This is a genomic window from Microbacterium algihabitans, assembly GCF_032464975.1.
GTDB classification, from domain to species: domain Bacteria; phylum Actinomycetota; class Actinomycetes; order Actinomycetales; family Microbacteriaceae; genus Microbacterium; species Microbacterium algihabitans.
On the sequence record NZ_JAWDIU010000004.1, the window covers coordinates 169,748 to 182,043 of the forward strand.

Sequence of the window (12,296 nt, forward strand, 5' to 3'; positions counted from 1 at the left end):
TCCGGTTGGCTGTGAATCCCGCGCGCCCGGAGCCATCGCGTCCGGCGCTCCATAGGCTCCGTGCGTGACCCCCGCATCTTCCCGCCGCCGCGACCTGCCGGCGATCGTCGCGTCGATCGCGGCCACCGTGCTCGGCGCCGGCCTCGGAGAGCTCGCCGCGGCGATCGTCGCGCCCACCGCGAGCCCGTTCGCCGTCATCGGCGGCGGCATGATCGACCTCGCCCCCGCGTGGGCGAAAGACCTGGCCATCGACCTCTTCGGCACGGGCGACAAGGCCGCCCTGCTGGTGGGCATCGCGGTGCTGCTGCTCGTCGTCGCCGGCGCCGCGGGCGTCCTCGAGCGGCGCAAGGCCCCGTGGGGTCGGGTCGCGCTCGTCGCCGTCGGCGTCGTCGGGGCGATCGTGTCGTTCACGCGGGCGGATGCCGGCACCCTCTCCCCCGTGCCGTCGCTGATCGCCGGGGCGGCCGCCGCCCTGGTGGCCGGTGTGCTGATCGCCCGGCTGCGTCGCGGGCGCGCGTCTGCGGCATCCGGTGACGACGACGGCGTCACCCGCCGCGGCGTTCTCGCCCTCTCCGGCGTAGCGGTGCTGGCCGGAGTGATGGCCACCGCCGGGTCGTTCGCGTTGAGCGGGGGCGCCCGGGCCGTCAGCGCGGTGCGGGCCGCGCTGCGCCTGCCGTCGCCCGCCACGACGACGACCGTCCCCGCCGCGGCCGACCTCGGGATCGACGGGCTCGCACCCGTCGTCACGCCCTCAGCCGACTTCTACCGCATCGACACCGCGCTGATCGTGCCCCAGGTCGACCCCGCCACCTGGGCCCTGCGCGTGCACGGCCTCGTCGAACAGGAGGTCGTGCTGCGGTGGGACGACCTGATCGCCCTCCCGCAGAAGGAGACCGTCGCGACCCTCGTGTGCGTCTCCAACGAGGTGGGCGGGTCGCTCATCGGCACCGCGCGCTGGCTCGGCGTTCCGATCCGCGACATCCTCGCGCGAGCGAAGCCGACGGCCGAGGCCGACATGGTGCTCTCGCGATCGGTCGACGGGTTCACGGCATCCAGCCCTCTCGAAGCCCTCACCGACGACCGCGACGCGTTGCTCGCGATCGGCATGAACGGCGAACCGCTGCCGATCGAGCACGGCTTCCCGGTGCGCCTCGTGGTGCCGGGCATGTACGGCTACGTGTCGGCGACGAAATGGGTGAGCGAGCTCGAGGTCACCCGCTTCGACCGCGCCGAGGGGTATTGGACCTCGCGCGGCTGGTCGGAGCGGGGACCCGTGAAGCTGCAGTCGCGCATCGACGTGCCGCGCTCGGGCGCGCAGGTCGCGGCGGGCGAGACCGTCATCGCCGGTGTCGCCTGGCAGACCCACGTCGGCGTCTCGGGCGTCGAGGTGCAGGTCGACGACGGCCCCTGGCAGAAGGCGACGCTGGCGACCGCGATCTCGGCCGACACGTGGGTGCAGTGGAGCCTGCCGTGGAACGCCGCGAGCGGCTCGCACGTCATCCGGTGCCGCGCGGTGTCGGCCACCGGCGAAACCCAGACCTCCGACACGGCCGCGCCCGCTCCCGACGGCGCGACCGGCTGGGACCAGCGCACGGTGTCGGTGGCCTGACCCGGCCCCCGGTCGCGTGAGGGGTCATCTTCGGTCGCGTGCGGCGTCCGGAGGCGACAGGAAACGACCCCTCACGCGGGGAAAGCGCGCTCAGGCCGCGAGCACGTGCCGGATCTGCTCGACAGCCCAGTCGAGCTCGGTCGCACGGATCGTCAGCGGCGGAGCGATGCGGATCGTCTGACCGTGCGTGTCCTTCACGAGCACGCCGCGGGCCAGCAGCTTCTCGGCGACCTCGCGCCCGGTGCCGTACGACGGGTCGATGTCGACCCCGGCCCACAGGCCTGCGATGCGCACAGCGGTGACACCGTGGCCGATGAGCGTCTGCAGAGACGCCTCGAGATGGGCGCCCAGCGCCTTCGCGCGGGTCTGGAACTCTCCGGATACCAGCATCTCGACGACCCGCAGACCCACGGCCGCTGCCAGCGGGTTTCCGCCGAAGGTCGAGCCGTGCTCGCCCGCGTGGATGACGCCGAGCACGTCGTCGTTCGCGACGACGGCCGACACGGGCAGGATGCCGCCGCCGAGCGCCTTGCCGAGCAGGTACACGTCGGGCACGACGCCCTCGCGGTCGCACGCGAAGGTCTCGCCCACGCGTCCGAGACCCGACTGGATCTCGTCGGCGATGAACAGCACGTTGTTCTCGGTGCAGATCTCACGCACGCGCTGCAGGAACCCCTCGGGCGGGATCACGACGCCCGCTTCGCCCTGGATGGGCTCGATCAGCACCGCGGCGGTGTTCTCGTCGATCGCCGCGGCGATGGCATCCGCGTCTCCGTATGGCACGTGCACGAAGCCCGGCGCGTACGGACCGAAGTCGTCGTGCGCCGTGGGGTCGTCGCTGAAGCCGACGATCGTGGTGGTGCGGCCGTGGAAGTTGCCGTTCGCGACGATGATCGTCGCGGCATCGGGGGTGATGCCCTTGGTGCGGTAGCCCCAGGCGCGCGCGACCTTGATGCCGGTCTCGACGGCCTCGGCACCGGTGTTCATCGGCAGCACGGTGTCTTTGCCGCAGAGCTGCGCGAGCGCCGTGGCGAAGGGACCGAGACGGTCGTTGTGGTACGCGCGGCTGGTGAGCGTGAGGCGTTCGAGCTGCTCGCGCGCGGCGGCCAGGATCGCGGGGTGACCGTGTCCGAAGTTCAGCGCGGAGTAGGCCGAGAGCAGGTCGAGGTAGCGCTTGCCCTCGACGTCGGTGACCCACACGCCCTCGGCGCGCGAGACGACGACCGGCAGCGGGTGGTAGTTGTGGGCGAGGTGCGCGCCCTCTTCGGCGATGAGACGTGCGCCGAGGTCGTCGACGGTGGTGCTCATCGCGATCCGCCTCGCAGTTCGAGCGTGCAGCACTTGATGCCGCCGCCGCCGAGCAGCAGCTCGGAGAGGTCGACCATGACGGGGGTGTAGCCGCGCTCGCGCAGCTGCGCCTCGAAGCCGACGGCGCGCGGCGAGATGATGACGTTCTTGCCGTCGCTGGCCGAGTTGAGGCCGAAGACCGCGCCATCGGCATCCGACACCCGGATGGCATCGGGGTAGCGCTCGCGCAGGATCGCCTGGCTCTTCTCGTCGAACGCGGTGGGGAGGTACGCGATGTTGGCCTTCTCCACTCCACCGGGGCCTTCGACGGGGTCGAGCACCGAGATCGCGGTGTCGAGGTGGTAGAACCGCGGGTCGGTCAGCGTCAGCGACACGACCTCGCGCGAGAACACCTCGCCGACCTCGCGGTGGCTGTCTCCGGTCGAGCGGAAGCCCGTGCCGGCGAGGATCGTGTCGCCCACGAGCAGGAAGTCGCCCTCGCCCTCGTTGACCTCGACGGGCTCGGCGACCTCAAAGCCGTTCGCCGCGAACCAGTCGATGAACGCGGGCGCCTCGGCGGCGCGCTCGCGGAAGCGGAACTTCGGGCCGTACGCGATGCCGTCGATCACGAAGCCGCCGTTGGCCGTGTAGACCATGTCGGGCAGGCCCTCGAGCGGGTCGATGAGCTCGATCTCGTGGCCGAGCGCGACGTAGGTGTCGTAGAGCGCCTGCCACTGCTTCACCGCGAGGTCGGTGTCGGTGGGCCGCGAGGGCTCCATCCACGGGTTGATGCTGTAGCTCACCGTGAAGTGCGAGGGGCGGCACATGAGGTACCGGCGGTGCTGCTGCACCCGCTCGGTCGCCGTCGCGGAGGCCACGTTCGATGTGGGCGTGGCGGTGGGGGTAGCGGACATCTCTGCTCCTCGGAGGAAAGGTGCGGCGGACGCTGTCCTGGGGCTCGGTGGCCCTTCGAACCCGGCGGCGCTCACCAGCTTCATGAGGCGCCGTGCGGGGAAAGGTCGGTCCGAGCACGCCGGTGTCATTCTCGCACGCGCGCGCGGAGGGGCGCGAGCGACGCGGCGGCTCGGCCCGGCGGCCGTCGCACGGCGTCATGCACCGCATGCGCCGCACCGCCCCGTGGGAGGATGGCGGCGATGTCTGCCACCCTCGAACATTCCGTCGTCCTCGACGAGGCCGCGGGGGTCGTCCGCATCCTCGATCGGCGCGTCTTCCCCTCCCGGGTGGAGTGGGTGGATGCCGCGACGCCCGACGAGGTCGCCACTGCGATCCGCGACATGGTGACCCAGAGCTCGGGTCCGCTGTACGCCGCGACCGCGGGCATGGCCCTGGCCGCCCTGCAGGCGCGCGAGCTGCCGGTGGGCGAGGCCCGCACCGCTCTCGGCCGCGCGGGTCGGGCGCTCGCGACGGCCCGACCGACCAACGCCCACCCGCGCGACGCCGTGGCCCGCATCCTCGCCGCGGGGCGCGATACCGACGACACCGCCGCCCTGGTCGCCGCCACCGTCGACACCGCCGCCGCCGTCGACCGCGACTACCGCGAGGCGAGCCTGCGCCTGGGCCGCGCGACGCTGTCGCTGCTGCCGGAGTCGCCGCGCATCCTCACCCACTGCTGGGCCGACGCCTACCTGTTCGGACTCGTCGCCGCCGCCCGTGAGGCGGGACGCGAGATCGAGTGGATCGCCACCGAGACCCGTCCCTACCTCCAGGGCGCCCGATTGACGGCGCACTCGCTGCGCGAGCTGGACCAGAAGGTGACGCTCATCACCGACGGCATGGCCGCGGCCGCCCTCGCCTCTCCGCGGGGTGTCGGCTCGGGTCCGATCGACGCGGTCGTCACCGCCGCCGACCGCGTCGCCCTCGACGGCTCGGTGGTCAACAAGGTCGGCACCCTCGCCCACGCCGCCGCGGCGGCGGCGTTCGGCGTCCCCTACTTCGCGATGGTCGAGGCACCCGATCCCGGTGCTCCGACCGGCGCCGACATCGTCATCGAAGACCGCGATCCGCGCGAGGTGCTCGAGGTGCTCGGTCAGCGCACGGCGAGCCCCCTCGTGACCGATGCCTGGTACCCCGCGTTCGACGTCACTCCCCCGCGCCTCGTGACCCGCATCGCCACCAGCCGCGGCACCTTCGAGCCGGCTCGCGTCGGCGACCACTTCAGCGTCGACGCCGACGCGCCCGCGCCGACTCCGGCGGTCGTGCGCCGCCGCGCCCTCGACGAGCCCGCACCCGTCGCCGCGACCGTGCAGCCCGACACGATCGCCTTCCACCCCGTTCCGATCACCCCCACCGAAGAGGCCCCCGAATGACCCGCATCTCCGCCGACGTCGTCGTGCTCGACATCGAGGGCACCACCAGTGCTGCCGGCTTCATCCTCGGCGACCTCTACGACTACGCGCGCCCCCGCCTCGACGAGGTGCTGGGCCGCGACGACGATACCGTGCGCGCGGCGCGGGCCGACGCGATCGTCGAGACGGGGCTGGATGCCGACGCCACCGACGCCGAGATCGCAGAAGCGCTGCGCGGACTCATGGCATCCGACGTCAAATCCACCCCGCTCAAGACGCTGCAGGGCATCATCTGGGCCGAGGGCTTCGCCGCCGGCGAGATCCACTCGCAGTTCTTCGACGACGTGCCCCCGCGCCTGCGCGCCTGGCACGAAGACGGTGTGCGCCTGGCCGTGTACTCGTCGGGCTCGATCGCCTCGCAGGTGCCGTGGTTCCGCCACGCGCCCCAGGGCGATCTGACGGTGCTGGTCGAGGACTTCTTCGACACCGTCAGCGCCGGACCCAAGAAGGAAGCGGCCTCGTACGAGCGCATCTCCGCTGCCCTGGGCGTCGCCCCCGAGCGGGCGCTCTTCCTCACCGACCACCCCGACGAGGTCACCGCCGCGCGCGCCGCCGGGTGGCAGGTCGTCGCCCTCGACCGCGCCGGCGAGCCCTGGGCCGGATCCGCCTTCGGCACCGAGACGGTCGCCTCGTTCGACGAGCTCGAGGTCGCGCGATGACGCTCCCGCACCCCGACCGGGTGCGCGCGGCCGGAGCCGCCCTCGCGGCCGAGGCCTCGCGCTTCTCGGGGTACGGCTGGATGCGCGGCACCTCGGGCAACCTCTCGGTCGTCATCGAGCGCGACCCGCTTGTACTCGCCGTCACCGCCTCGGGCCTCGACAAGTCGGAGCTCACCGATCGCGACGTCGTGCTCATCGACGAGGCAGGCAACGCGCTCGACCCGGACGACACCCGGCCGCCGTCGGCGGAAGCGGGCCTGCACGCCCACATCGCCGCGCGCACGGGTGCGGGCGCGGTCTTCCACGTGCACGCGTTCGACGCCGTGGTCGCCGGTCACCGCTGGCCCGAGGGCGTCGAGATCCGCGACATGGAGATGCTCAAGGGCATCGGCCACCTCGCGCACGGCGAGACCGTCACGGTCCCGGTGATCGCGAACGACCAGGACATGCGGGTCGAGGCCGCCCGCTTCGACGAGGTCTACGTGCCCTCGACGGCCGAGGTGCCCGAGGTGCCCGCGCTCATCGTCGCGAGCCACGGCATGTACGCCTGGGGCGTCGACGTCGCCGCGGCCCGCCGCCACCTCGAGATCGCGGAGTGGCTGCTGCGCTTCGCCGTCGCCACGCGCTGAGCCCGCCTCAGCCCAGCAGCTCGACCGTCAGCGCGGTGAGGGTGCGCGGGTCGCTGTCGTCCAACCGCGCGGTGCCGAGTCGGCGCGCGGCGCGCAGCACGAGGCGGGCGGCCTCCGCCTGCTCGGGCGCGGGCAGGGTGAGGATGTCGGCGACCTTCGAGAATCCCACGATGCGGCGCACGGCCTTCGCGGCGCCGTACACCGCGGCATCCGACCGCACCTGCGCGAGCGTGTGCTCGAGCACCTCGTCGCCGTACACGCGCGGGTCCACCCGGTCGGGCCAGCGGCGGCGGAACTCCGCCTCGAACGCCTCGATCAGCGGCACGGGCAGACGCAGCAGGGTCTCGGCGTCAGCGGTGCGGCCGAGCACGTGTGCGCGGGCGGCGGCGATCACGAGGTTCGCCCACACCGCGCCCAGGTCGAAGCCGGTCGGGCCGTAGGTGCCGAACTCGGAGTCGAACGCGCGCACCGACTCTCCCTCGGCCCGCACGAACACCGACCCGGTGTGCAGGTCGCCGTGCATGAGGCTCTGCGTGCTCTCCTGGAAGCGCTGCTTGGCCAGGCCCATCTCGCGCACGAACGCGCGATCGGCGCGCAGCGCGCGCACGTCGTCGGCGTTCGCGTCGAGCCAGCCGTTGTGCTCGTGGTCGACGTAGGGCTCGGTGAAGACGAGGTCTTCGGTGATCTCGCTGAGCTCGGGGTTGGTCGCCTCGGCGATGCGACGACGTCGCTCGGGCCCCGGCGTGCCGAAGACGCTGGTGGCGAAGCCGACGGCGCCCACGTACTCGCCGAGGTGCGCCGCGGCATAGGGGTGCAGGCGACCGGCATTGAGCTCTCCGCGCCACACGGAGTGGTCGCTGAGGTCTTCGATCGAGAGGGCGAGGTTCTCGGCGTCGAAGCCGTAGAACCCGGGCACGTGCGCGGGGTCGATGCGCTCGTGCGCGCCGAGCACGACGGCTTCGCGGGCCGCGCGCTCGCGGGTGAGCGGCCAGGTCGGGTCGACGCGCACGTGCGGTAGCGACTGCTTGACGACCACGCCGTTGCCGGCGGCATCCTTCACGATGAAGACGAGGTTCAGGTTGCCGTCGCCGACCTCGTCGACCGAGACGATGGATGCCGGATCGACCGGCCCCGCGAGGTGCGGGCGGGCGGCGAGGTAGGCGGCGACGGTGCCGCTGGTCAGCTGATCGGTGACGAGGGTCATGATGCGGTGGTGCTCCCGGCGACGATGGTGGTCTTGCGACGGCGGAACGTGAAGCTGAACAGCAGGGCGACCAGCAGCACGACTCCCTTGCCGAAGTCTTGGATGTAGTACGGCAGCCCCATCATCGAGAACCCCGTGACCATCACGGCGATCAGCACCGCGCCGAGGGCCGTGCCCCACGCGTTCGGGCGACCGATACCGAGCACCGACACCCCCACGAGCGAGACGGCCACGGCGTCGAGCAGCAGGCTGTTGCCGGCCGAGACGTCGCCCTGACCGATGCGGGCGGCCAGCACGAGACCGGCGATCGAGGCGAGGATGCCGCAGCCGATGTAGGCCGCGGCGCGATAGGCACGGACCCGGATGCCGGCGAGCCGGGCGGCCTCGGGGTTCGAGCCCACCGCGGCGAGCGCGCGGCCCCACCGCGTGCGGTCGAGCACGAACCACAGCACGATCGTGAGGCCGAGGAAGAGCAGCACGGGCACCGAGACCGGGCCGATCGCGCCGCGGTCGAACCACAGGAAGTCGGGCGTGAATCTGCCCGGAGCGGTGGTGCCGTCGTCGAGGGTCATCTGCGACGAGATCGATTTGCCGTCGACGATGATGAGCTTGAGCCCCACGACGGTGAACATCGTGGCGAGGGTCGCGAGCAGGTCGGGGATGCGCGCGAACACGATCAGCGCGGCGTTGACCGCGCCGATGAGCGCTCCCGAGACGAGCACGACGCCCACGGCGATCCCGCCGACCTGACCGGCGATGACGAGGGTCCACGCGGCGATCGACACGGCGAACCCGGCGTTGGCGCCGACCGAGAGGTCGAGGCCGCCCACGGTCATCGCGAGGGTCACCCCGAGACCGGCGATGCCGATCGGGGCGATGTACTTCAGCATCCCGAACACGTTCTCGGGGGTCGCGAACGCCGGCTCGGTCAGGGCGAAGAACACGATGAGAAGCACCGTGACGGCGACGAAGCCCCACTTCGCGACGGCGTCGATCGCGCGGGAGCCGAGGCCCGCGCGCACGGGGGCGGCGGTGGACACGCTGGTCATGCGATTTCCTTCCGGTGGCCGGGGTCGTCGAGCAGGGCGGCGACGATGCGCGCGCGGTCGAGGGTTCCGGCGGGGGTGTCGAGCACGATGCGTCCCGAGACGAGCACGACGATGCGGTCGGCGACGTCGAGCACTTCGTCGACGTCGCTCGAGAGCACGACGACGGCGGCGCCCTCGGCGGCCCGCGCGCGGGCGGCGTCGCCGATGCGGCGGCGGGCGCCGATGTCGACGCCGCGGAACGGCTCGTCGAGCACGGCGACCCGCGGACCGGTGCGCAGCCAGCGGCCGACGACGACCTTCTGCTGGTTGCCGCCCGAGAGGTCGTCGACCCGCGCGTCGGCCGAGGGCGCGACCACTCCGTAGGCGTCGATCACCTCGTCAGCGGCGGCGTGCTCGCGGCGCGTGGCCATGACGCCCGCGCGCGACAGGGCGCGCAGCACGGGCAGGCCGACCGTATGCGCGATCGACCAGCCGGGCTGGATGCCCTGGCGCTGACGGTCCTCGGGCACGAGCACCACGCCGGCGGTGATCGCGGCCGCGGGCGAGGTCGGCCGGTAGGTCTCCCCGTCGAGCACGAGGCGCGCGCCGCTCGCGGGACGCACCCCCGCGATGACCTCGGCGAGTTCGGTCTTGCCGGCTCCGAGCAGGCCCAGGATGCCGGTGACCTGGCCTCCCGCGACCGAGAGACTGAGCGGGTCGCTGCCGGGGAGCAACGCGGCCCCCTCGACCGCGAGCACCTCGCCGGTCGCGGGGAGCGGCTCGGTGATGTGCTGCTGCAGTTCGGTGGGGACGCCGAGCATGGCCTCCAGCGCCGCGTGCCAGTCGAAGGGTCGCGTGGCGTCGAGTTCGAGCCGGCCGTCGCGTAGCACCACGATGCGGTCGGCGAGACGCTCGATCTCGCCGAAGCGGTGGCTGACGAACAGGATCGACAGGCCCTCGTCGCGCAGCGTCCGCAGCACCGCGAACAGGCGGTCGGCCTCGGCGGCGGTGAGCGCCGACGTGGGCTCATCGAGGATGAGCAGTCGAGGAGTCGAACGCAGAGCCCGGGCCAGCACGAGCAGCTGGGCGTCGGAGGTGCCCAAGCGGGCGGCATCCGCCCTCAAGACCTCATCCGACCACGACAGCCCCAGGCGTTCGAGGGCCGCCCGCGCGATCCGCTCCGCCTCGGCCCGGCGCACGAGACGGTGACCGCCGGTGGCGAGGTCGGTCAGAGCGAGGTTGTCGGCGACGCTCAGCCCCGGCACGATGCCGTCGGCGATGCGCTGGTGCACCGTCTCGATCCCGGCGCGGCGGGCACGCGCGGGAGACGAGAGCCGCAGGACCTCTCCCCCGACGGCGATGTCGCCCGTGTACCCCGCGTTGGCTCCCGAGACGGCGCCGATGAGGGTGGATTTGCCCGCGCCGTTCGTGCCGAGCAGCGCGGTGATGCTGCCGGGATCGAGGGCGAGCGAGACGCCGCGCAGCACCTGGTTGGTGCCGAAGCGCACGCCGACGCCGCTCAGGCGCACGACCGAGGTGTCGTGCGTCCGAGCGGCGTCGTGGAGGGGTTCGGTCATCCCGAGACCGCGGGCAGCCAGTCGGCCACCACGGTGTCGCCCAGCAGCAGCGACGGCTCGGCCTCGCGCAGCTGCGCGACGTTGGTGATGCCCTTCTCGAGCAGGAAGTCGCGGGTGATCGTGACGGCGGGGAACTGCACGCTCGTCTCGTCGAGCTGACCGGCGAGCTTCAGCGCCAGGGCGCGCACGACGGCGGCGCCCACGGCGGAGGGGTCGGTCGCGCTCGTGGCCACCCAGGGGCTGCCGTCGGCGGTCATGACCTCGATGTCGGCGTTCGAGATGTCGATGCCGTAGACCTTGACCTTGTCCTGCAGGTTGTTCTGCTGCACGGCCTGCACGACGCCCTTGGTGATCTCGTCGTAGGGGGCGAAGATCGCCTGCACGCCGGGGTTCGACTTCAGCGCCGCGTCGATGAGCGGGATGTTGTCGGTCGCGGTCGACTCGGTGACCTTGCCGGTGAAGAAGAGCTGGTCGAGACCGTGCTCCGAGACGACCTCGTCCCACACCTTCTTGCGGCGCTCGAGCGGGGCGAAGCCGTCGGTGCTGGCCAGGCCCACCTTCGCGCCGTCGCCCACGTCGGCGATCATCTGGTCGAGCACGCCCTGCGCCATCGACGCGTCGGACTGCGAGGTCACGATGACGCCGTCGGTGTCCTTGAGGGCGAGGTCGTAGATGATGACCGGGATGCCGGCATCCACCGCTTCGTGCACTCCCGGCTCGATCGTGTCGGTCTGACCGTGGTCGACGATGATCGCGTCGGGCTTCGAGGCGATCGCCTGCTCGAGGTCGGAGGCCTGCTTGGCGTTGTCGTTGCGCGCGTCGAAGACGGTCAGATCGATGTTGGCGGCGGTCGCCTGCGCCTTGACGCCGGCCGTCCACGCGGTGAAGTAGTCGCCGGCTCCCGACTGCTGCACGAGCGCGACCTTCAGCGGCGCCCCGTCGAAGGGCGCGGGCAGGTCGGCGAGCTTCTGCACCGGAGCCGCGGATGCCGCCGGGGTCGAAGTGTTCTGCTGCGCGCAGCCGGTCAGGGCGAGGGCGGCGATGCCGGCGGTCGCGACGAGCGTCGCCCAGCGGTGGGATCGAATGGACACGGGGTCCCCTTCGTCGAGGGAGCGGAGTGGGGGCGCGTCGCGGGCGGGTCCGGGCGGCCGTCGAGCAGTCAAGCAGCAGGCGCGATCGGCCGGTTAGTCGAGGTTGCACTTTGTTACACCCGCGAGGCGGATGAGGCCTCGGGAGTGGGCATTCGGTGCGGATCGGAGACACAATCGAGTCATTCCGCTCATATCGCGTCGAGAGGAGGAGCCGTGACGCTCCTGACCGTCTGGAAAGAGACCGACCCGAGCACGCCCGTGCTCGAGACCACCGACGAAGCCGAGATCCGCGAGGCGCTCGCCGGCCTCGGCGCGCGCTTTTCGCGCTGGGAGGTCAAAGACGTCGCCCCCGGCGCCTCGCAAGGCGAGGTGCTCGCGCTGTACCAGGGCGAGATCGACGAGGTGAAGCAGCGAGAGGGCTACACCCTCGTCGACGTCGTCGCCCTCGACCCCGCGCAGGCGGACTACGACGAGGTGAAGACGCCGTTCCGCGAGAAGTTCCTGTCGGAGCACAAGCACGACGACGACGAAGACCGCTACTTCGCCAAGGGCGCGGGCGTGTTCTACCTGCACGCGAACGAGAAGGTGCACGCCGTGTACTGCGAGGCGGGCGACCTCATCTCGGTGCCGGCCAACACCACGCACTGGTTCGACATGGGCACCTCGCCCCACTACGTCAGCGTGCGCTTCTTCCACGACGACGACGGCTGGGTGGGCCATTTCACCGGCAGCCCCATCGCGGAGTCGTTCGCGAGCTTCGACCAGCTCTCCGCGCGTCGCGCGCAGCTGGTCTGACGCACGCACGAACGCCCGCTCCGCGCGGCTCCCCTCGGGGACTGCGCGGAG

11 protein-coding genes are annotated in these 12,296 nt (G+C 72.1%); 5 read left to right on the plus strand and 6 right to left on the minus strand.

Features of this window, described 5'->3' with window-relative positions; all coding sequences use genetic code 11:
* Window positions 1-64 precede the first annotated feature (64 nt).
* On the plus strand, window positions 65-1,609 hold the full coding sequence (locus RWH43_RS12490; RefSeq protein WP_316001644.1) for a molybdopterin-dependent oxidoreductase: 1,545 nt from the start codon (window positions 65-67) through the stop codon (window positions 1,607-1,609).
* A gap of 90 nt (window positions 1,610-1,699) precedes the next feature.
* Here RWH43_RS12490 and rocD read toward each other — a convergent pair whose 3' ends face one another.
* Window positions 1,700-2,917 carry an ornithine--oxo-acid transaminase gene (gene rocD, locus RWH43_RS12495; protein WP_316001645.1) on the minus strand — a complete coding sequence of 406 codons (1,218 nt, stop codon included), beginning with the start codon at window positions 2,915-2,917 and terminating at the stop codon, window positions 1,700-1,702.
* Complete coding sequence (gene ddaH / locus RWH43_RS12500) at window positions 2,914-3,810, minus strand: dimethylargininase (protein ID WP_144834493.1); 897 nt, start codon at window positions 3,808-3,810, stop codon at window positions 2,914-2,916. The genes rocD and ddaH overlap by 4 nt, the downstream gene beginning before the upstream one ends.
* A gap of 240 nt (window positions 3,811-4,050) precedes the next feature.
* On the opposite strand from ddaH, the gene RWH43_RS12505 reads away from it, so the two are divergent.
* Genes RWH43_RS12505 through mtnB form a run of 3 tightly spaced genes read left to right on the plus strand, consistent with a single transcriptional unit; the run spans window position 4,051 to window position 6,550 of the window.
* Window positions 4,051-5,223, plus strand: a complete 1,173-nt coding sequence (locus RWH43_RS12505) for a translation initiation factor eIF-2B alpha/beta/delta subunit family protein (protein ID WP_144834491.1) — start codon at window positions 4,051-4,053, stop codon at window positions 5,221-5,223.
* Window positions 5,220-5,921, plus strand: coding sequence for an acireductone synthase (gene mtnC, locus RWH43_RS12510; RefSeq protein WP_316001646.1), 702 nt, complete (start codon window positions 5,220-5,222; stop codon window positions 5,919-5,921). Before RWH43_RS12505 ends, mtnC begins: the two co-directional genes overlap by 4 nt.
* On the plus strand, window positions 5,918-6,550 hold the full coding sequence (mtnB, locus tag RWH43_RS12515; RefSeq protein ID WP_316001647.1) for a methylthioribulose 1-phosphate dehydratase: 633 nt from the start codon (window positions 5,918-5,920) through the stop codon (window positions 6,548-6,550). Before mtnC ends, mtnB begins: the two co-directional genes overlap by 4 nt.
* Before the next feature lie 7 nt (window positions 6,551-6,557).
* Here the strand turns inward: mtnB and mtnK are convergent, their stop codons facing one another.
* From mtnK to RWH43_RS12535, 4 genes are read right to left on the minus strand one after another with little or no spacing between them, the layout of a single operon-like run.
* Complete coding sequence (mtnK, locus tag RWH43_RS12520) at window positions 6,558-7,754, minus strand: S-methyl-5-thioribose kinase (protein ID WP_230705297.1); 1,197 nt, start codon at window positions 7,752-7,754, stop codon at window positions 6,558-6,560.
* Complete coding sequence (locus tag RWH43_RS12525) at window positions 7,751-8,803, minus strand: ABC transporter permease (RefSeq protein ID WP_230705298.1); 1,053 nt, start codon at window positions 8,801-8,803, stop codon at window positions 7,751-7,753. Before RWH43_RS12525 ends, mtnK begins: the two co-directional genes overlap by 4 nt.
* Window positions 8,800-10,359: a sugar ABC transporter ATP-binding protein gene (locus tag RWH43_RS12530; RefSeq protein ID WP_316001648.1), complete on the minus strand. Its 1,560-nt coding sequence runs from the start codon at window positions 10,357-10,359 to the stop codon at window positions 8,800-8,802. The genes RWH43_RS12525 and RWH43_RS12530 overlap by 4 nt, the downstream gene beginning before the upstream one ends.
* On the minus strand, window positions 10,356-11,450 hold the full coding sequence (locus RWH43_RS12535; RefSeq protein ID WP_154097669.1) for a substrate-binding domain-containing protein: 1,095 nt from the start codon (window positions 11,448-11,450) through the stop codon (window positions 10,356-10,358). The genes RWH43_RS12530 and RWH43_RS12535 overlap by 4 nt, the downstream gene beginning before the upstream one ends.
* 213 nt (window positions 11,451-11,663) lie before the next feature.
* Here RWH43_RS12535 and RWH43_RS12540 point away from each other — a divergent pair, with 213 nt between their 5' ends.
* The gene (locus RWH43_RS12540) at window positions 11,664-12,245 is read left to right on the plus strand and encodes a 1,2-dihydroxy-3-keto-5-methylthiopentene dioxygenase (protein ID WP_316001649.1); all 582 of its coding nucleotides are present in this window, start codon (window positions 11,664-11,666) and stop codon (window positions 12,243-12,245) included.
* Window positions 12,246-12,296 lie beyond the last annotated feature (51 nt).